General features: G+C 68.6%; 16 protein-coding genes. 10 read left to right on the plus strand and 6 right to left on the minus strand.

Features of this window, described 5'->3' with window-relative positions; translation table 11 throughout:
* Positions 1 to 333: 333 nt before the first annotated feature.
* Complete coding sequence (locus ISF28_RS20310; RefSeq protein ID WP_229519239.1) at positions 334 to 906, minus strand: REP-associated tyrosine transposase; 573 nt, start codon at positions 904 to 906, stop codon at positions 334 to 336.
* A 321-nt stretch (positions 907 to 1,227) separates the two neighbouring features.
* On the opposite strand from ISF28_RS20310, the gene mrtJ reads away from it, so the two are divergent.
* The 8 genes from mrtJ to trxB are packed head-to-tail and all read left to right on the plus strand — an operon-like array spanning position 1,228 to position 9,256.
* Positions 1,228 to 1,560, plus strand: coding sequence for a JDVT-CTERM system glutamic-type intramembrane protease MrtJ (mrtJ, locus tag ISF28_RS20315; RefSeq protein WP_198119007.1), 333 nt, complete (start codon positions 1,228 to 1,230; stop codon positions 1,558 to 1,560).
* Between the two features lie 18 nt (positions 1,561 to 1,578).
* Positions 1,579 to 3,687, plus strand: coding sequence for a choice-of-anchor D domain-containing protein (locus tag ISF28_RS20320; RefSeq protein WP_198119008.1), 2,109 nt, complete (start codon positions 1,579 to 1,581; stop codon positions 3,685 to 3,687).
* Entirely contained in the window at positions 3,684 to 4,196 is a 513-nt protein-coding gene (locus tag ISF28_RS20325) for a TlpA family protein disulfide reductase (RefSeq protein ID WP_307727458.1), read from the plus strand. Before ISF28_RS20320 ends, ISF28_RS20325 begins: the two co-directional genes overlap by 4 nt.
* A complete protein-coding gene (locus ISF28_RS20330; protein ID WP_198119009.1) occupies positions 4,193 to 4,411 on the plus strand; it encodes a DUF4266 domain-containing protein in 219 nt (72 codons plus the stop codon). Before ISF28_RS20325 ends, ISF28_RS20330 begins: the two co-directional genes overlap by 4 nt.
* 9 nt (positions 4,412 to 4,420) lie before the next feature.
* Entirely contained in the window at positions 4,421 to 5,569 is a 1,149-nt protein-coding gene (locus ISF28_RS20335) for a DUF3570 domain-containing protein (RefSeq protein WP_198119010.1), read from the plus strand.
* On the plus strand, positions 5,563 to 6,477 hold the full coding sequence (locus ISF28_RS20340; protein ID WP_198119011.1) for an FAD:protein FMN transferase: 915 nt from the start codon (positions 5,563 to 5,565) through the stop codon (positions 6,475 to 6,477). The genes ISF28_RS20335 and ISF28_RS20340 overlap by 7 nt, the downstream gene beginning before the upstream one ends.
* Complete coding sequence (gene dsbD, locus ISF28_RS20345; RefSeq protein ID WP_198119012.1) at positions 6,474 to 8,315, plus strand: protein-disulfide reductase DsbD; 1,842 nt, start codon at positions 6,474 to 6,476, stop codon at positions 8,313 to 8,315. Before ISF28_RS20340 ends, dsbD begins: the two co-directional genes overlap by 4 nt.
* A 5-nt stretch (positions 8,316 to 8,320) precedes the next feature.
* Complete coding sequence (gene trxB, locus ISF28_RS20350; RefSeq protein ID WP_198119013.1) at positions 8,321 to 9,256, plus strand: thioredoxin-disulfide reductase; 936 nt, start codon at positions 8,321 to 8,323, stop codon at positions 9,254 to 9,256.
* Between the two features lie 6 nt (positions 9,257 to 9,262).
* Here trxB and ettA read toward each other — a convergent pair whose 3' ends face one another.
* Complete coding sequence (ettA, locus tag ISF28_RS20355; RefSeq protein ID WP_198119014.1) at positions 9,263 to 10,930, minus strand: energy-dependent translational throttle protein EttA; 1,668 nt, start codon at positions 10,928 to 10,930, stop codon at positions 9,263 to 9,265.
* A gap of 265 nt (positions 10,931 to 11,195) precedes the next feature.
* Entirely contained in the window at positions 11,196 to 12,080 is an 885-nt protein-coding gene (gene rarD / locus ISF28_RS20360; RefSeq protein WP_198119015.1) for an EamA family transporter RarD, read from the minus strand.
* A gap of 207 nt (positions 12,081 to 12,287) precedes the next feature.
* Here rarD and ISF28_RS20365 point away from each other — a divergent pair, with 207 nt between their 5' ends.
* Entirely contained in the window at positions 12,288 to 14,165 is a 1,878-nt protein-coding gene (locus ISF28_RS20365; protein ID WP_198119016.1) for a potassium transporter Kup, read from the plus strand.
* Between the two features lie 101 nt (positions 14,166 to 14,266).
* Positions 14,267 to 14,743 (plus strand): FKBP-type peptidyl-prolyl cis-trans isomerase, encoded by a 477-nt coding sequence (locus ISF28_RS20370; RefSeq protein ID WP_198119017.1) that lies wholly within the window; start codon positions 14,267 to 14,269, stop codon positions 14,741 to 14,743.
* Between the two features lies 1 nt (position 14,744).
* Here ISF28_RS20370 and ISF28_RS20375 read toward each other — a convergent pair whose 3' ends face one another.
* From ISF28_RS20375 to ISF28_RS20385, 3 genes are read right to left on the minus strand one after another with little or no spacing between them, the layout of a single operon-like run.
* Positions 14,745 to 17,147: an ABC transporter permease gene (locus ISF28_RS20375; protein WP_198119018.1), complete on the minus strand. Its 2,403-nt coding sequence runs from the start codon at positions 17,145 to 17,147 to the stop codon at positions 14,745 to 14,747.
* A 10-nt stretch (positions 17,148 to 17,157) separates the two neighbouring features.
* Complete coding sequence (locus ISF28_RS20380) at positions 17,158 to 17,838, minus strand: ABC transporter ATP-binding protein (protein WP_198119019.1); 681 nt, start codon at positions 17,836 to 17,838, stop codon at positions 17,158 to 17,160.
* A gap of 43 nt (positions 17,839 to 17,881) precedes the next feature.
* On the minus strand, positions 17,882 to 19,165 hold the full coding sequence (locus ISF28_RS20385; RefSeq protein ID WP_229519240.1) for an efflux RND transporter periplasmic adaptor subunit: 1,284 nt from the start codon (positions 19,163 to 19,165) through the stop codon (positions 17,882 to 17,884).
* Positions 19,166 to 19,196: the final 31 nt, after the last annotated feature.

The following is a 19,196-nucleotide window of genomic DNA, read 5'->3' on the forward strand; positions in this document are numbered from 1 at the left end:
CCGAAAAGTTATTTCGATGCGCTTGGGTTGGTTTCGTTGCTGGACACCCGGCAGCGCTTCCAGTGTGTTGAATGAACCGCCGTATGCGGAACCGCACGTACGGTGGTGTGAGAGGGCGGCGGGGGTAACCCCGCCCCCTACTCGATCACCAAAATTCGGGGTCAGAGCGAAAATTCGGGGTCAGAGCGACTTTCCGATCAATGTTTCGACGCGCAGGGAAGCTTCGAGGCCGCCCGTTGTATCGACGTTGCCGCCGGCCAGTCCCCCGGGGGCACGTTAACTCGTTTGCTTTAAAGACCTTGCACGAAAAAGTGCTCTGACCCCGAATTTTCATTAAAAAGTGCTCTGACCCCGAATTTGCGGCGACTGGGCCGTCGGCCGCATCCACGGCGGGGGCGCGAGCGGCAGGGCGGGCGGCGTGAAGCCGGCGGCGACGAAACGGTGCAGCGACGACCACGGCCATTCCGCCGGCTGCTGGCAAAAGCCGTGGCGCATCGGGTTGCTGTGCACGTAGTCGATCAGGCTCGCGTATTCCTCGTCGTCGCCCACCCGGTAGTCGCGGTAATGGCGTTCCCAGATGGTGCCGTCGCCCGTGCCGGCCTCCGCCCTGGCTTTCGCGCCGCCCGGCAGGCAGGCCTTGTGCAGGGCCTTGGAAAAGGCGATCTTGACGGCGCGCCAGCGCGACGCGCAATCGTGGTCGCCCGGCGGCAGGGTCCAGATCGCGTGCGCGTGGTTCGGCAACACGACCCACGCGTCGACGTGGAACGGTTTGCGGATGCGCGCCTGGCGCATCGCTTCGCCGAACGCCGAAAAATGGTCCGTCAGCAGGGTGCTGTCCCGGTCCAGCAGACGCACAGTGAAGAAAAAAGTCCCGCCCGGGACGCGGTTGTCGCGGTAGTTTGTCATGAACGTAGTCTGCCAAGCGGCGCAGCCATGCCGTGTCGATGTGGCGTAAACGCGCACGATTGAAGAACCTCAACCACATCGATTGTACTCACGTTGTTTATTTGACGACGATCCATTTCCGCGCATTACGTCCTATGGTAGGTGTGGCAAACCTGACGTTTTGACACCGCACCGGCGCCGTTGACGCGCCGACCGTGAATTTTTTTTCAATCGGACTGAACCTTTCCGCCGCGCACGGTATTAACCGGACGATTCCGCAGTAGCAACCGCTACCGGCAGCCATTCGGATCCACTGTGTCGTTCTTGCCAACCATTGCCTTGATGTCCCAGCACCTGGTCTGTACCGGCCAGGTCGCCGCACCCGACGCCGCCGCGCTGGCGCGCCTGTTGTTGCTGGCGCCCGTGCTGGAGGAGTGGGTGGTGCGGGCCGGCTTGCAGGAGTGGTTGATCCGGCGGGGGGCACCTGTGCCGCCGGTGCTGTCGGCGGCCGCGTTCGCGTTGCTGCACCTCGGTTCCGGCTGGCGCGCGGTCGCTCTGGTGCTGGCGCCGGGACTGGCGCTGGCGCTGCTCTACCAGCGCAGCCGCGACTGGCGCCTGTGCGCACTGGCGCACTGCGGGATGAATGCACTGGCCCTTGGTGGCTGTGCCCTTTGAACGAATCTGGGAGTCACTATGATCGGGCTGCATCGAAGTCTCTATTCCGTCCTGGCCGTGCTGGCCTTCGTCCCGGCCGCGCACGCGGCCGACGCATTGAACGGCAAGAACCTGTATTTGAATGGGCCGGTCGGCGGCGGTACCGCTTGCTCGGCATGCCACGGCGCGTCGCCCGCGGCCAACGTCAACAACATCCTCAGCGCGGCGAACAATCCGGACGTGATCAGCAACGCTTTCACCGCCAACAAGGGCGGCATGGGCACGCTGTACAACGGCCACTTTTCGGCCGCGGAAATCGCCGACCTCGCCGCCTTCATCGGTAACCCGAACGTGACCGCCGCGCCGGCCGCCGCCGTCAATCCGGCCTCGCTGAGCTTCGCGGCCACCACCATCGGCCAGTCGGCGTCGCCGCTCGCCACCACCTTGTCCAACACGGGCAACGCGGCGCTCACGGTCGGCACGTTGAGTCTCTCCGGCGCGGCCGCGGGCGATTACGCGATCAGCGGCGGCACCTGCGCCAACGGCACGTCGCTCGCCGCCGGCGCAAGCTGCACCGTGCAGGTCGGCTTCAAACCCACCGCCGCCGGCGCCCGCAGCGCGTCGCTCGTCATCGCGCACAACGCGACGGGCGGCTCCAGCACCGTGGCCCTCTCCGGCACCGGCAACGCCGTCGCGCAGCCGACCGTCGCGCTGTCGGCCAACGCCATCGACTTCGGTGCGCTCGTCGCCGGGGCGGCGTCGCCCGCGCAGAGCATCACCGTCAGCAACACGGGGCAGGCCACGTTGACCTTCTCCAGCATCGCCGTCGGCGGCGCCAACGCGAACGTGTTCACCTTGGGCGGCACCTGCGCCACCGCGGCGCCGGTCGCGGCGGGCGGCAGCTGCACGGTGACCGTGACGGCGAATGCGTCCGCCAACGGCGCATTCAGCGGCAACCTGTCGCTGGCGTCGAACGCCTCCAACGGCGCCGTGTCGGTGCCGCTCTCCGGCTCCGTGGCCGCGGCCGCGCCGGCCGTCTCGGCCAGCCCGTCGGCCGTGGCCTTCGGCACGCAGACGATCGGCGCGCCGGCCGCCACGCAGACGGTCACGCTGTCCAACAAGGGCAACGTGGCGCTGACCTTGAACGGCATCGCCGTTTCGGGCGCGGGCACCGTCACCATCGCGAACAAGACCTGCGGCACGACGCTGGCCGTCGGCGCCAACTGCACCGTGACCCTGGCCTTCGCACCGACGACCGCCGGCGCGGCGGCGGCCACCCTGGCCGTGACGTCCAACGCGGCGCCGCTGCAGGTGACGGTCAGCGGCACCGGCACCACGGCACCCGCGGCCAAGCCCACGCTGTCCGAAGCGGGCCCGGTGGCCTTCGCAGACACGCAGGTCGGCAAGAGCGCGGCGGCGCACACCATCACGCTGTCGAACGACGGCACGGCCGCGTTGAAAATCTCGTCGCTCGTGCTGGACGGCGCGCAGGCATCCGACTTCGCGCTGGGTGGCACCTGCGCCGGCAATGCGACCGTCGCCGCGTCGGCCAGCTGCACCATCGACGTCGGCTTCAAGCCGACGGCCGCCGGCCAGCGCGCCGGCACCCTCGTGCTGATGACGGACGCGGGCAACCAGTTCACCGTCGCGCTGAGCGGCACCGGCGTCGCCGTGCCCGTGCCGATGCTGACGGTGAATCCGCAATCGTTCGACTTCGGCGCCGCCGACGTCAACGGCACGTCGCCCACGCACCACATCACGCTGACCAACACGGGCGGCAACGCGGCCACGGTGACGGCCGCCACGTTCACCGGCCCGTACGCGCTGCAGGCCGACGCCGGCGGCTGCGCGGCCGTGCCGTTCACCTTGCAGCCGGGGACGAGCTGCGACCTGGTCGTGCGTTTCACGCCGGTCGGCGCGGGCGATGCCGCCGGCAGCCTGGCGCTGACGGCCGACGGCGGCGGCGCCTGGACCGTCGCGTTGACCGGCAAGGGCAATGTGCAGACCGCCGCGCAGTCGGCGCAGAACGTCGGCGGCGGCGGCTGCTCGTCGATCAAGAACGGCAACGATCCGGTGCTGGCCCTGCTGGTCGTGCTGTCGTTCGGCGTGCTCGGTTGGCGCAAGTTCGTCCGCAAGGAGGAGAAATGATGGGGGCCCGTACGACGCGCATGCTGCGCATGGCCGTGGTCCTGGCCGCGGCGCTGGAGGCGACGAGCGCCTCGGCGCTCGACCAGGGCGCCGCGGCGCCGCAATTCGACTTGCCGGGCAAGGACGGCACGGTGCAGCTGGCGAAATTCCAGGGCAAGCTCGTGTACGTGGACTTCTGGGCCTCGTGGTGCGGTCCGTGCCGCCAGTCCTTCCCGTGGATGAACGAGATGCAGGCGAAATACGGCGCGCGCGGGCTGCAGGTCGTCGGCGTGAACCTCGACGCGAAGAGCGACGACGCGCGCCGCTTCCTCGCCGAGACGCCGGCGCGCTTCACGATCGCGTTCGATCCGGCCGGCGCCACGCCGCGCGCCTACGGCATCAAGGGCATGCCGAGCAGCGTGCTGGTCGGGCCGGACGGCAAGGTCCTGTACCAGCACGCGGGCTTCAAGGCGGCCGACCGCGCGGAGCTCGAGCACGTGATCCAGAAGGCGCTGGGAGGTGCGAAATGAAGACCCGCTTCCTTGCCCTCCTGATCGCGCCGGCGCTGCTGGCGCAAGCCGGCTGCGCCACCGTGCAGCCGTGGGAAAAAGGCAATCTGGCCAAGCCGGAGATGACCTTCGGCGGCGACAAGCTCGAGACGCGCTACGCCGACCATATCTACACGAGCCGCGAAGCCGCGTCCGGCGGCGCCGGCGTGGGCGGCGGCGGCTGCGGCTGCAACTGAGGGGGACCGATGACGATTTCGAAGCAACCTCCCCAGGAACTGGCGGCCTCGCTGCTGGCCGCCGCGCTGCTGCTGCCCGGCGTGCAGGCCCTGGCCGACGAGCCGCCGCAGAACGGCACCATCAGCCTGCGCTATCTCGACTACGCCGACCGCCAGGCCGGCCTGGAGCGCATCCGCGCGCACTCGCCGTCGATCGCGGTGACGGCGCCGGTGGCCGGCGACTGGTCCATCGAAGGCACGCTGACGGCCGATGACGTCTCCGGCGCGTCGCCGCGCTACCACACGGCAGTCTCCGGCGCGTCGCACATGCAGGACGAGAGAAAGGCGGGAGATATCGCCGCCACGCGCTACTTCCGGCGCGGCACGGTGACGGCCGGCGCGGCGTATTCGACGGAGCACGATTACGTGTCGCGCGCGCTGTCGCTGAACGGCACCTTGTCCAGCGACGACAACGACACGACGTGGGCGTTCGGGCTCGCGGGCAGCCGCGACACGATCAATCCCGTCAACCACGTCGTCGCCGATGAGCACAAGCGCACGGTAAGCGTGCTGGCCGGCGTGACGCGCGTGCTGACGCCCAACGACATCGGCCAGCTCACGCTCACGCGCACCAACGGCGACGGTTATTTCAACGATCCGTATAAATTGTTCGATAACCGTCCCCGTTCGCGCCGCCAGAACACGGTGCTGCTGCGCTGGAACCACTACGTCGACAGCACCGGCGGCACGACGCGTCTGGCCTACCGCTACTACAGCGATTCGTACCGCATCCGCGCGCACACGCTGTCCGGAGAGTACGTGCAGCCGCTGGGCGGAGGCTGGAGCGTCGTGCCGGAACTGCGCCTGTATTCGCAGAGCGCGGCGTCGTTCTACTACGACCCCGTGTACGACGCCACGGTCGGCGCACCGTTCCCGCCCGGCTTTTCGAACGGCGCGGACCCGAACCGCCTGTCGTCGCCGGACCAGCGCCTGTCCGGCTTCGGCGCCGTCACGGTGGGGCTGAAGGTCGTGCGCGAGATCGGCAAGCTGTGGACCGTCGACGTCAAGGTCGAGGGCTACGAACAGCGCGGCAACTGGCGCCTGTTCCACGATGGCAGTCCGGGCCTGGCGCCGCTGCATGCCCGCACCTTCCAGGTCGGATTGACGCGCCGATGGTAGACGCGGTCTACCGCTTCCCGTTCGACGCCATGGCCAGCCGGTGCGAGATCCGGCTCGCCGCGGTGGATGGACATGCGGTGGAAGAACTGGCGCAAGCCGCGATCGCGGAAGTGCGGCGCATCGAGCGGACGTATTCGCGCTACCGCGCCGACAGCATCGTCAGCCGCATCAACGCCGCGGCGGGACGCTATCGGGTGGAGTGCGACGACGAGACGTTGCAGTTGCTCGCCTACGCGGACCATTTGTACGGCGTCAGCGGCGGCCTGTTCGACATCACGTCCGGCGTGCTGCGCCACGCCTGGGACTTCCGCCAGCCGCGCGTGCCGGCGCGGGACGAACTGGCGCCGCTGCTGGCGCTGGTGGACTGGCCGGCCGTGCAGCGCGAGGACGGCGGCATCTTCCTGCCGCGTGCCGGCATGGAGATCGACTTCGGCGGCTTCGGCAAGGAATACGCGGCCGACCGCGCCTGCGCGCTGCTCCAGCAACACGGGGTGCGCCACGGCTACGTGAACCTCGGCGGCGACATGCGCTTTCTGGGGCCGCAGCCGGACGGGCGGCCCTGGTCCATCGGTATCCAGGACCCGCGCAAGCGGGACGGCACCGTCGCCAGCATCGCCGTCAGCCACGGCGCGCTGACGACGAGCGGGGACTATGAACGGTTTTTCGATATCGGCGGCACGCGCTATTGCCACGTGCTGGATCCGCGCACGGGCGTGCCCGTCTCGCATTGGCGCTCGGTGAGCGTGCTGGCGCCGCTGGCCGCGCTGGCCGGCAGCGTGTCGACCATCGCCATGCTCAAGGAAGCGGACGCGCTGCCCTTCCTGGCCGCCAGCGGGCTCGCGTACTTCGCCATCGACAGCGCGGGCCAGACGTACCACCACAGTATTTCAGGAGATTACGCATCATGAAGCACTTCTTTCGATGGATGGCCGCTTTCGTCCTGCTGGCCTGCGCGGTTGGCCGGACGGCATCCGCGGCCGACGATTTTCTCCCGCCCGAACAGGCGTTCAAGCTGAGCGCCGAACTGCGCGCCGGCGGCACCGTGCACCTGGCCTGGGCCATCGCGCCGGGCTACCACTTGTACCGCGACCGCCTCGTGTTCACGGCGCCGCAGGTCGGGCAACCGGTCCTGCCGGACGGGTTGCGCAAGTTCGACAGCAATTTCAACAAGGAGATGGAAACCTATGCCGGCCGGCTGGCGGCCGACCTGCCGGTCAAGGGGGACGCGAAGGCGCCGTTCGTGCTGCGCGTGGGCTACCAGGGCTGCGCGGATGCCGGGTTGTGCTATCCGCCCGCCGAGGTGGCGTTCACCGTAGACCCGGCGGCGCCGGGCGCGCTGAAGCCCGTGGCGCCGGATGCCATCGCCGTGCCGCCCGCGCCCGCCGCCGCCGCGCCGGTGCAGCAGGCCGCACCCGCGCCCGAAGCCGCACCCGCGCCGGCGCAGGAAGACGACAGCTCGCTGGCCCGCCGCACGCTGCAATCGGGCAGCGCCTGGCGCATCGGCCTCGCGTTCCTCGCGTTCGGCCTGCTGCTGTCGTTCACGCCGTGCGTGCTGCCGATGGTGCCGATCCTGTCGTCGATCATCGTCGGCGAAGGCAATGCGTCGCGCCGTAAAGGGTTCACGCTGGCGCTGGCCTACAGCCTGGGCATGGCGCTCGTCTACACGTCGCTCGGCGTCGCGGCCGGGTTGGCCGGCGAGGGGCTGGCCGGCGCCCTGCAGAAGCCGTGGGTGCTGCTGACGTTCGGCGCGCTGCTCGTGGCGCTGGCGCTGTCCATGTTCGACGTCTACCAGCTGCAGTTGCCGAGTGGCCTGCAGAGCCGCCTGAGCCAGACCAGCGGCCGCATGAGCGGCGGCCGTTTCGCCGGCGTGTTCGTGATGGGCGCGTTGTCGGCGCTGATCGTGGGGCCCTGCGTGGCCGGTCCGCTGGCGGGCGCGCTGCTGTACATCAGCCAGACGCGCAACGTGTGGACGGGCGGCTGGGCACTGTTCTCGATGGCGGCCGGCATGAGCGTGCCGTTGCTGCTGACGGGCGTCTCGGCGGGCAGCCTGCTGCCGCGCGCCGGCGCGTGGATGAACCACGTCAAGCGCGTGTTCGGCCTGCTGCTGCTCGCGGTGGCCATCTGGATGGTCACGCCCGTGTTCCCCGTCACGGTGGCGATGCTGCTGTGGGGCGCGTTCGCGGTGCTGTGCGCCGTGTTCCTGCGCGTGTTCGAACCGGTCGCCGCCGGTTCCGGATTGGGCCGTTACGCGGGTAAAACGCTGGGCCTCGTGTTGCTGACGGGTGGCCTGTTCGAGCTGGTGGGCGCCGCCAGCGCGGGCCAGGACGTCTTGCAGCCGCTCGCGCACCTGCGCGGCGCGACCGTCGCCGCCGCGGCGCCGGAGACCCGCGCACAGCGCTTCGAACGCATCCGCACGCTGGCCGACCTGGATCGCGTGCTGGCGTCGTCGCCCGCGCCCGTGATGCTGGACTTCTATGCCGACTGGTGCGTGTCGTGCAAGGAGATGGAGCGCTTCACGTTTTCCGAACCCAAGGTGGAAGCGCGGATGAAGCAAGTGCGCCTGCTGCAGGTCGACGTCACCGCCAACAGCGACGACGATCGCGCGCTGATGAAGAAATTCGGCCTGTTCGGGCCACCCGGCATCATCCTGTTCAAGCAGGGCAGGGAGGTGCCGCAAAGCCGCGTCATCGGCTTCATGCCGCCCGAAAAATTCGAGCAACACCTATCCCGTTACTTCGCCTCGTGAAACCCATGACCCGACATGCCAACGTCCTGATCCTGGGCTCCGGCCCGGCAGGCTATTCCGCCGCCGTCTACGCGGCGCGCGCCAACCTGAATCCCCTGCTCGTGACCGGCGTCGCGCAGGGCGGACAACTGATGACGACGACCGACGTCGAGAACTGGCCCGCCGATCCGGACGGCGTGCAAGGGCCGGACCTGATGCGCCGCTTCGAGCTGCACGCGAAGCGCTTCGACACGGACATCGTGTTCGACCACATCCACACGGCGCACCTGCACGAGCGGCCGCTGCGCCTGTCCGGCGACCTGGGCGATTACACGTGCGACGCGCTGATCATCGCCACCGGCGCGTCCGCGCGCTATCTCGGACTGCCGTCGGAGCAGGCGTTCATGGGGCGCGGCGTCTCCGCGTGCGCCACGTGCGACGGCTTTTTTTATCGCGGCAAGGAGGTCGCCGTGATCGGCGGCGGCAACACGGCCGTGGAGGAAGCGCTGTACCTGTCGAACATCGCTTCGAAGGTGACGCTGGTGCACCGGCGCGACCATCTGCGCGCCGAGGCGATCCTCGTCGAGCGCCTGCTGGCGCGCGTGAACGACCGCAAGGTGGACATCCTCTGGAATCACGAGCTGGACGAGGTGCTGGGCGACGAGACGGGCGTGCAGGCGCTGCGCCTGCGCAGCGGGGACGACATGCGCGTGCTGCCGGTCCACGGCGTGTTCGTGGCCATCGGGCACCAGCCCAACACGGCCATCTTCGCGGGGCAACTCGAGATGGAGAACGGGTACATCGTGACGCGCGCGGGACGCAACGGCCTGGCCACGGCCACCAGCGTCCCCGGCGTGTTCGCCGCCGGTGACGTGCAGGACCACGTCTACCGGCAGGCGATCACCAGCGCCGCCACCGGTTGCATGGCGGCGCTGGATGCCCAGCGCTATCTGGAGGAATAACGCAGATCAGCTGGACAGCGGCTTGTAGCGGATGCGCTTCGGCTTGGCGCCTTCCTCGCCGAGGCGTTTCTTCTTGTCGGCTTCGTACTCCTGGTAGTTACCGTTGAAGAAGGTCACCTGCGAGTCGCCTTCGAAGGCGAGGATGTGGGTGGCGATGCGGTCGAGGAACCAGCGGTCGTGCGAGATGACCATCACGCTGCCCGCGAATTCCAGCAGCGCGTCTTCCAGCGCGCGCAGGGTTTCGACGTCCAGGTCGTTCGACGGTTCGTCCAGCAGCAGCACGTTGCCGCCCTTGAGCAGCGTCTTGGCCAGGTGCAGGCGGCCGCGTTCGCCGCCGGACAGGTTGCCGACGAGTTTCTGCTGGTCGGCGCCCTTGAAGTTGAAGCGGCCCAGATAGGCGCGCGACGGCATCTCGAAGCGGCCGACGGACAGCATGTCGGCACCGCCGGAAACGTCCTCGAACACGGTCTTGTTGGCGGCGAGGCTGTCGCGCGACTGGTCGACCAGCGAGACCTTCGCCGTCTTGCCGATGACGACTTCGCCGCTGTCCGGCTGCTCGATGCCGGCGATCATCCGGAACAACGTCGATTTACCGGCGCCGTTCGGGCCGATGATGCCGACGATCGCGCCCGGCGGCACGGTGAACGACAGGTTGTCGATCAGGAGGCGGTCGCCGAAGGCCTTCGAGACGTTCTTGAACTCGATGACTTCATTGCCCAGGCGTTCCGCGACGGGGATGAAGATCTCCTGCGTCTCGTTGCGCTTCTGGTATTCGTATTCGGACAGTTCGTTGAAGCGGGCCAGGCGCGCCTTCGACTTGGCCTGGCGCGCCTTCGGATTCTGGCGCGCCCACTCGAGCTCTTTCGCCAGCGCTTTCTGGCGCGCGGATTCCGTCGCCTCTTCCTGCTTCAGGCGCGCTTCCTTCTGCTCCAGCCAGGACGAGTAATTGCCCTTCCAGGGGATGCCGTGGCCGCGGTCCAGTTCCAGGATCCATTCGGCGGCGTTGTCGAGGAAGTAGCGGTCGTGGGTGATGCCGACGACGGTGCCCGGGAAGCGCAGCAGGAATTGTTCGAGCCACTCGACGGATTCGGCGTCCAGGTGGTTGGTGGGTTCGTCCAGCAGCAGCATGTCCGGTTTACTGAGCAGCAGCTTGCACAGCGCCACGCGGCGCTTTTCGCCGCCCGACAGCACGCCGATCTTCGCATCCCACGGCGGCAGGCGCAGCGCGTCGGCGGCCATCTCCAGCTGCAGGTTCAGGTTGCCGCCGTCGGCCGCGGCGATGACCGCTTCCAGGCGCTCCTGCTCCTTGGCCAGCGCGTCGAAATCGGCGTCCGGTTCGGCATACGCGGCGTACACGGCTTCCAGCTTGGCTTGCGCCTCGAAGGCTTCGCCCAGGCCGCTCTCCACTTCCTGGCGCACGGTTTTTTCCGGATCGAGCTGCGGTTCCTGCGGCAGGTAGCCGATGTTCAGGCCCGGCATCGGGCGCGCTTCGCCCTGGATGTCGGTGTCGATGCCGGCCATGATCTTCAACAGGGTCGATTTGCCGGAGCCGTTCAGGCCCAGCACGCCGATCTTCGCGCCCGGGAAGAACGACAGCGAAATGTCCTTCAGGATCTGGCGTTTCGGTGGGACGATCTTGCCCACGCGGTTCATGGTGTAGACGTAGTTGGCCATTGATTTGTTGTAATGCTTCGATTTGGAATGAGGACGACAGGATACTGAAAATTCGGGGTCAGAGCAGGTTTTTCGTCAAATTCGGGGTCAGAGCACTTTTTGGGGAAATTGCTCAGACAGTAAAAGCGAGCCGGCATGCCGCCGCATTCATGCGCGGCGCCGCCGACAGGGCGGGAGTCCCGGGTCTAACCGCACCGATGAGAAATTGTTCAAAAAAGTGCTCTGACCCCGAATTTCGCCCGAAACGTGCTCTGACCCCGAATTTTCAGGCTTGCTTGGCGATCGGTTGGGGGCGGTTCAGCAGGCCTTCGGCGGCGTACAGGGCCAGGGCGAGCCAGATCAGCACGAAGCCGACGAGGCGGTCCGGCGTGAAGGCTTCGTGGAACAGCCAGACACCCAGCAGGAATTGCAGCGTGGGCGCCAGGTATTGCAGCAGGCCCACGACCGACAATGGGATCTTGCGCGCGCCCGCCGCGAACAGCAGCAGCGGGATCGCCGTGATCGGCCCGGCCGCGACGAGCAGCAGGCGCGTCGTGGTCGAGCCCGTGTTGATGAAGGCGTTCTGGCCGTGCGCCGTGAGCCAGGCGACGTAGGCGGCCGCGAGCGGGAACAGGATCATCGTCTCGAACGCCAGGCCCTCCAGCGCGCCCAGCGCGGCCGTCTTGCGCAACAGGCCGTAGCCGCCGAACGTCACGGCCAGCGCCAGCGCGATCCAAGGCACGTTGCCGGCCTGCCACGTCAGCCAGGCGACGCCCAATGCCGCCACGCCGATCGCCATCCACTGCGCGCGCCGCAGGCGTTCTTTCAGCAGCACCGAGCCGAACATGATGTTGACGAGCGGCGTGATGAAATAGCCGAGGCTGGCCTCGATGACGTGGCCATTGTTCACGGCCCAGATGTAGATGAGCCAGTTCAGGCTGAGCAGGATGGCCGAGGCGACGAAGCTGGCGAACACGCGCGGCTTGCGCACGATGTTCAGCCAGGCCCACTGGCGGCGCACCGCCAGCACGATCACGAGGAACAGCAGCGACCACACCATGCGGTGCGCGAGGATCTGCAGCGGCGGCACGTCGCCGATGGCGTGGAAATACAGCGGAAACAGGCCCCAGCACAGGAAGGCGAGGGCGGCAGACAGGGTGCCGGTGTTCATGGGACACGTGGGGACGGGTGATCGGACCGGCCATTATCCCCGAACGGACGCGGCCTTGCTGGACGCCCCCCGATTCTGACGTGCGCTCAGACCGCCACCGATGATGCAGACTTTGAGAAAATAGCATCCCGGCGGAAAGGCAAGTCTTGTCTTTCCTTATCAATTATTCTATTGTGCAACGCGCCAAAACAAAAAAACGGTGAAACCTTGACGTCGCAACACAAGAAAAGCAGCCTGGCGGCGCTGACGCTGGCCGCGGTCGGTATCGTCTACGGCGACATCGGCACCAGCCCGCTGTACACGCTCAAGACGATCTTCGATCCCGTCCACGGGCTGACCCTCTCCACGCCGAACCTCCTCGGCATCGTGTCGCTGATCTTCTGGGGCCTGACGATGATCGTCTCGCTCAAGTACGTCACGCTGGTGCTGCGCGCCGACAACCGCGGCGAGGGCGGCATCATGGCCCTGATGGCGCTCGCGCTGAACTCCGTCACGCGCACGTCGCGCTGGCATTACGTGCTGATGGTGCTGGGCGTGTTCGGCGCCACCATGTTCTACGGCGACAGCGTGATCACGCCGGCGATCTCCGTGCTCGGCGCGATCGAAGGTCTCGAAGTGGCCACGCCCGGCCTGAAGCAATACGTCGTGCCGCTGACGATCGTCGTGCTCGTCGCGCTGTACAGCGTGCAGCGCCACGGCACGGCTGGCATCGGCCGCTGGTTCGGGCCGATCATGATCGTGTGGTTCGCCGCGCTGGCCGTCATGGGCGTCATCAACATCGCGCACGCGCCGGTGATCCTGCGCGCGCTGAACCCGTTGCACGCCTTCGAGTTCATGCTGCGCGAGCGCATGATCGCCTTCGTCGCGCTGGGCGCCGTCGTGCTGGCCTTCACGGGCGCCGAGGCGCTGTACGCCGACATGGGGCACTTCGGCAAGAAGCCGATCCGCTCCGCCTGGTTCCTCGTCGTGTTCCCGGCCCTCGCCCTGAATTACCTGGGGCAGGGCGGCCTGTTGATCACGCATCCGGAAGCGCTCGACAATCCGTTCTTCCACCAGCTCGGCAGCTGGAGCGTGCTGCCGCTCGTGCTGCTGTCGACGATGGCCACCGTGATCGCGTCGCAAGCCACGATCTCCGGCACGTTCTCGATGACGAGGCAGGCCATCGCGCTGGGCCTGCTGCCGCGCATGCGCGTGATGCACACGTCGGAAAGCGAGATCGGCCAGATCTACATCCCGGCCGTGAACTGGCTGCAGCTGATGGTCGTGCTGCTGGCGGTGGTGGGCTTCGGCTCGTCGGACAAGCTGGCCGGCGCCTACGGCATCGCGGTGACCGCGACGATGTCCGCCACGACGGTCCTGACATTCTTCGTGGTCCGCTACCGCTGGCACCTGCCGCTGTGGCTCTGCATCGGCGCCACCGGCTTCTTCATGACGATGGACGTCATGCTGTTCTCGGCCAGCACCCTGAAACTGCTGCACGGCGGCTGGTTCCCGCTGCTGCTCGGCACGGTCCTGCTGTCCACCATGCTGACGTGGAAGCGCGGCCGCGAACTGGTGTTCGAGAACCTGGAAAAGCACGCGATCCCGCTCGACGACTTCCTGCAATCGCTGTTCGTGGCGCCGCCCGACCGCGTGGCCGGCACCGCCATCTTCCTGCGCGGCGAAACCGACGGCGTGCCGCACGCGCTGCTGCACAACCTGCTGCACAACAAGGTGCTGCACGAGCGCGTCGTGTTCCTTACGGTGCGCATCCGCGAAGAGCCGTACGTGCCGGAGTCGGAGCAGGTCGAGGTCGTCCCGCTTGGCCACAACTGCTTCCAGCTGAACGTGACCTATGGCTTCAAGGACGAGGCCAACATCCCCGACATCCTGCGCCTGTGCGCCGTCAAGGGGCTGGAATTCGAGATGATGGAGACGTCGTTCTTCATCGCGCGCCAGACCGTGATCTCGGTGCCGGGCCAGGGCATGGCGCCGTGGCGCGAACACCTGTACGTCGCGATGCAGCGCAACGCCCGCACGGCCGCGGACTACTACCAGATTCCGACCAATCGCGTGATCGAACTCGGGACGCAGGTGGAGATCTGACGCTTTTACAAACCCATACAAATCCTCCACAGACGCTTGCGGGACCGGTTGGTAAGGTTCGGGTTTTCACCCGCTCACCCAACCTGTTCCGTAGGAGTCCCATGAAACTGTCCTTCCCGCTGGCCGCCGCCTTCGCCGCCATCCTGAGCCTGACCGCGTGCGGCGGCGGGGGCGATGCGGGCGCCAGTCCCGCCGTCGTCAACGATCCCGCCGCGCTGACCAGGACCGACGTCGCCATCGGCACCGGCGCCGAAGCCGTCGCCGGCGCGCGCGTGCAAGTCAATTACACGGGCTGGTTGTACAACGCCGCCGCCGGCGATTTCAAGGGCGCCACGTTCGGCGCCTCGGAACCCGGCAAGCCGTTCACGTTCGTCGTCGGCGCCGTCGGCACCAACGAGTCCGCGATCCCCGGCTTCAGCCAGGGTGTGCAGGGCATGAAAGCCGGCGGCAAGCGTACCATCGTGATGCCGAGCAGCCTGGCCTATGGCGCCGACGGTGTGCCGGGCCATATTCCCGGCAACACGGGCCTCGTGTTCGACGTCGAGCTGGTGAAAGTCTGCGGCAGCGCGGCCTGCTGATTCACTCGCGTAGCGCAGCAGCGGGGCGGATGCGCAGCGCCGCCAGGCCGTGGCGCAGCGTGGCCGCCAGCGCCACCGTCCCCGCCACCAGCAGGGCGGTGACGAGCGTCCAGCCGCCGATCGGCGCACGCTCCGCGAACCCGCCCAGCCAGCGCTGGATCGCCACCCACGCGAACGGCAGCCCGAGCAGGGCGCCGGCGCCGACCAGTACCGCGAACTCGCGCGCCACCAGTTGCGCGATCGCGGCGTTCCCCGCGCCGTACAGCTTGCGCAGCACGATTTCCTTTTCGCGCCGCCGTACACTGTACGCGGCCAGCACGTAGATGCCGAAGGCGGCGATCGCGGTCGCGATCGCGCTCGATGCCGCCAGCAGCTCGGCCAGGCGCAGGTCGTCGGCGTAGAACATGTCGGACATGAGCGTCGATATGCGCACGACGTCCAGGCCCTCGTTGGGGAAGTAGCGTGGCCACAGGGCGAGGATGGCATGCCTGACGGCATCGATGTCGCCGCTGCAGCGCACCGTGAACCCGCCAAAGCGGTCACTCAGGAAGAACACGCTCGGCTGCTGGCCGTCGCGCGCCGAACGCTGGCGCAGGTCCGGCGCCACGCCCACGACCTGTTTCGGCGTGCCACCCGTGCTGAAGCTCACCGTCTGCCCGACCGCATCGCGCGGCGTGGGAAAGCCGAGCTGGCGCGCGGCCGCCGCATTGAGCACGACGCGGTCGTGGGCGTCGATCTTGTCGAGCGCCGGCGAGAACAGGCGCCCGGCCACGGGCTTGATGCCGTAGACGTCGAAGAAGTTCGGGTCCACGCTGTACATGTTGATGTCGGTGGCCGTGCCCCCGGCGCGGCGCAGCGAGGTGATGTTGTGGAAGACGCTGAACGGCACCTGCGACACCGCCACGGCCGCGACACCGGGCAGGCGCGCGACGGCATCGCGCAAGGCGCGCGTGCGCGGGTCGCGCAGGTCGTTATCGGCCCCGAAGATCAGCAGCGGTGCGGCATCGAAGCCCGGATCGAGCGTACTGGCGTAATGCGTCTGCCAGGCGACGGCGAGGGTGGTGGCGGTCAAGCCGACGGCGACGCCGAACTGCAGCGTGGTCAGCACGCGCCGGATCCACAGGCCGCGCACGGTGTCTCCGGTGCCGCGCCCGGCCAGGGCGGCGGTGGCGCGTACGCGCAGCGCCGACCAGGTCGGGTAGGCGCCGGCGGCCAGGCCGAGCAGCAGGCCCAGCGCCAGCGTCGCCGCCAGCGCGGCGGGACTGAACATGCCGTCCAGCTTGCGCCGTACCAGGTCGGCAAATACCGGCAACAGCAGCCAGGCCAGCAGCAGGCCGAGCGTCGTCGCAACCGCGCAGACCAGCACCGACTCGGCGAGGAACTGGCGCGCCACGGCCTGCGCCGAGGCGCCCAGCACCTTGCGCACGGCGATTTCGCGCTGGCGCGCCAGCGTGCGCACGGTGGCCAGGTTGACGTAGTTGGTCGCGGCCAGCAGCAGCACCAGCACGGCCACGGCGCCCAGGCCGATCACGCCCTGGCGGTTGCCGTGCTGCGCGGACAGGTCGTTCAGGTCGGGCGCGAGATACACGTCGGCGATCGGCTGGAGGCGATAATCGATCAGGTCGCGTCCGCCCAGCGCCGCCACTTGCTGGACGTAATCGCGCACGAGCTTGGATGCGCGCAGGCCGCGCCGCAGGGCGTCGAGGACGAGGACCGGATCGGCCCCTGGCAGCAGCTTGAGGTAGACCCGGCCGCCCGTGCGGCCCCACGTATCGGCGATGAAGGCGCGCGCCTCGGCCGTCATGACCGCGCTGTTCGTGCTGGCCAGGGATTCGAACGGCATCGTGGTGGCGGCCGGCGGGGTGGCGACGACGGCCGCCACCACATAGGTCCGGTGGTCGCCCTGCAGCGTGCGGCCGACCGCGTCGACGCGCCCGAACAGCTTCAGGGCGGTCTCCGCCGTCAGCGCCAGCGCCTCCGGCCGCGTGAGGGCCGCGTGCAGGTTGCCCGCCAGGACGCGCGGCGCGAAGATCTTCTCGAAGTCTGGGTCGACCAGCGCGACGTGGAGGCCAAGGGCGCGGTCGCCCACGCGCACGCCGACGCTGCGGTCGAGGAAGGCGGTGGCGAGCACCGGCTGGCCGCTCGCCAGCGCCGCGTCGCGCGCGGGCAGGCTGGTGCCGGCGCCCCATTCGTTGCCGAGCAGGGCCAGGTTCCACTTCTCCTGCAACTGGAACACGCGCTCGCGGTCGGGCACGTGCGCGTCGTACGAAAACGAATGGCGCACGAAGCCGAGCAGCAGGAAGCACACGGCGATGCCGACCGCCAGGCCGAACACCACCACCATGGAATAGGCCGGCTCCTTGACGAGGAAGCGCCAGCCGATGCGGAAATCGCGCAGGTTCATCGTGGCCTCCTCACGCCGCCTGCAGCGCATCGACGACGATGCGGCCGTCGAGCAGGCGCAAGGTGCGCGACGCCTGCGCCGCGTGCGCGGGCGAGTGCGTGACCATCACGACGGTCGTGCCGTCGGCGTTGATGGTGCGCAGCAGGCGCATGACTTCGTCGCCGTGGGCCGTGTCGAGGTTGCCGGTCGGTTCGTCCGCCAGCCGCATGGCCGGACCGGCTACGAGGGCGCGCGCGATCGCCACGCGCTGCTGCTGGCCGCCCGAGAGCTGCGACGGCCGGTGTCCGGCGCGGTGCGCCACGCCCAGCCGTTCGAGCATGGCGTGCACGCGCCGGCGGCGCTCGGCCGCGGGCGTGCCCGTGTATTCGAGCGCGAGTTCGACGTTCTCGAACACGCTCAATTCCTCGATCAGGTTGAAGCTCTGGAAGATGAAGCCGATCTTCCCGCGCCGCAGCGCGTTCAGCTTTGCCTCGCTCCAGCCGGCCACGTTGCGCCCCTCGAACCAGTATTCGCCGGTGGTCGGCACGTCGAGCAGGCCGAGGACGGACAGCAGCGTGGACTTGCCGCAGCCGGACGGCCCCGTGATGGCCACGTATTCGCCGGCGTCGATCTCAAGGTCGATGCGGTCGAGGGCCGTGGTGCGGACCTCGCCCGCCGTGTGGATCTTGCTGACGCCTGATAGTCTGAGCATGGGTTTTTCCTGTTGGTTGATGTCGATGTTGGAGGGTGTTGGGTCACTTCGTCAATTCCAGCCGCTCGGCCTTGCCGAACGCCGTGTAGCCGGACACGATCACGGCCTCGCCGGCGGCCAGGCCGGACAGGACTTCCACTTGCGTGTCGTTGCGGCGCCCGAGCCGCACCGCGCGCCGGACCGCATGGCGGCCGTCCTGCGCCACCACGAACACCCAGGCCCCGCCGCCGTCGTTGGCGAAGGTGCCCTGGGGCAGCAGCAGGGCCTGGGCCGGCTCGCCCAGCGTCAGGCGCGCGTCCAGGCCCTGGCCGGGGCTGATCACGGGCGGCTGTCCATCCGTGAAGGTCATCTCGGCGGTGAAGCGGCCGTCCTTGACCTGCGGGTAGATCGTGGCGACGCGCAGCGGATAGGTTGTGCCGTCCTGGTCCACCCGGCCCGGAAGGCCGGCCTTGACCCGGCCGAGATAAAACTCGTCGATGGGCGCGACCAGCTTGAAACGGCGCGGATCGTCGATGCGGCCGATGCGCTGGTCGGGGTGCACGGTCTCTCCCACCAGCAGCCGGAAATCGGTCAGCACGCCGGCCGCCGGGGCGCGCACGGCGAGGGCGTCGACAGTCGCATTCACCAGTTTCAGGCCCGCCTGCAGGCCCGCGATCACGCCTTCGATCTGCTGCAGCACGCGCCGGCGCACTTGTTCCTCGGCGGCGGCGGCGCGCCGTTCGTCGTCCAGCAGGCGGCGTTGCTGCGCCAGGCGGTCGGCGGAATCCTCCAGCGCGGCCGCCGACAGGAAGCCGCGCGCGGCCAGGCTTGCGTTCCTCGCATGCTGCTTGCGGGCCAGCGCCAGCGCGTACTCCAGGTCCGCCTGGCGGCGCTGATGGTCGGTGCGGCTGGCCTGCTGGGCCACGCGCAGGTTGGCGAGGTTCGAGATCTGCTGCGCGTATTCGGTCTGGCGCGCCAGCAGTTCCAGGTTGCGCTGCGGGTTCGACAGGCGGAACAGCAGATCGCCCTTCGCCACGCGCTGGCCGTCGTGCGCGACCACTTCCTCGACGCGGCCGGATTCGACCGAGTCCAGCACGACGGCGCTGAAGGGCTCGGCGCTGGCGCGCACGACGATCTCGTCGCGGAACACGCCCGGCGTCACGCGGGCGATGCGCACGTCGCGCGCCGCCACCTGCAGCCCGTGCGGAATGGCTTGCCACGCGGCGAAGGCGGCCAGCGCGACGGCGGCCAGCAGCGCGGCGGCGCGTACGGCCTGCCGGCCGCGCCGGACCGGCACGCGCACGTCCATGGCGGCGCCGGTGACGAGTTGGGGAGGGATACGAGTCATGCCGGCATGGTTTGCAAGCGCCGTGCCATGC

Source organism: Massilia rhizosphaerae (assembly GCF_016093545.1).
GTDB lineage: Bacteria > Pseudomonadota > Gammaproteobacteria > Burkholderiales > Burkholderiaceae_D > Telluria > Telluria rhizosphaerae.

Bases quoted from the DNA above. Each gene is read 5' to 3' on its own strand.
- ISF28_RS20310 (WP_229519239.1), bottom strand. From the start codon at position 906: ATGACAAACTACCGCGACAACCGCGTCCCGGGCGGGACTTTTTTCTTC.
- mrtJ (WP_198119007.1), top strand. From the start codon at position 1,228: ATGTCCCAGCACCTGGTCTGTACCGGCCAGGTCGCCGCACCCGACGCC.
- ISF28_RS20320 (WP_198119008.1), top strand. From the start codon at position 1,579: ATGATCGGGCTGCATCGAAGTCTCTATTCCGTCCTGGCCGTGCTGGCC.
- ISF28_RS20325 (WP_307727458.1), top strand. From the start codon at position 3,684: ATGATGGGGGCCCGTACGACGCGCATGCTGCGCATGGCCGTGGTCCTG.
- ISF28_RS20330 (WP_198119009.1), top strand. From the start codon at position 4,193: ATGAAGACCCGCTTCCTTGCCCTCCTGATCGCGCCGGCGCTGCTGGCG.
- ISF28_RS20335 (WP_198119010.1), top strand. From the start codon at position 4,421: ATGACGATTTCGAAGCAACCTCCCCAGGAACTGGCGGCCTCGCTGCTG.
- ISF28_RS20340 (WP_198119011.1), top strand. From the start codon at position 5,563: ATGGTAGACGCGGTCTACCGCTTCCCGTTCGACGCCATGGCCAGCCGG.
- dsbD (WP_198119012.1), top strand. From the start codon at position 6,474: ATGAAGCACTTCTTTCGATGGATGGCCGCTTTCGTCCTGCTGGCCTGC.
- trxB (WP_198119013.1), top strand. From the start codon at position 8,321: ATGACCCGACATGCCAACGTCCTGATCCTGGGCTCCGGCCCGGCAGGC.
- ettA (WP_198119014.1), bottom strand. From the start codon at position 10,930: ATGGCCAACTACGTCTACACCATGAACCGCGTGGGCAAGATCGTCCCA.
- rarD (WP_198119015.1), bottom strand. From the start codon at position 12,080: ATGAACACCGGCACCCTGTCTGCCGCCCTCGCCTTCCTGTGCTGGGGC.
- ISF28_RS20370 (WP_198119017.1), top strand. From the start codon at position 14,267: ATGAAACTGTCCTTCCCGCTGGCCGCCGCCTTCGCCGCCATCCTGAGC.
- ISF28_RS20375 (WP_198119018.1), bottom strand. From the start codon at position 17,147: ATGAACCTGCGCGATTTCCGCATCGGCTGGCGCTTCCTCGTCAAGGAG.
- ISF28_RS20380 (WP_198119019.1), bottom strand. From the start codon at position 17,838: ATGCTCAGACTATCAGGCGTCAGCAAGATCCACACGGCGGGCGAGGTC.
- ISF28_RS20385 (WP_229519240.1), bottom strand. From the start codon at position 19,165: ATGACTCGTATCCCTCCCCAACTCGTCACCGGCGCCGCCATGGACGTG.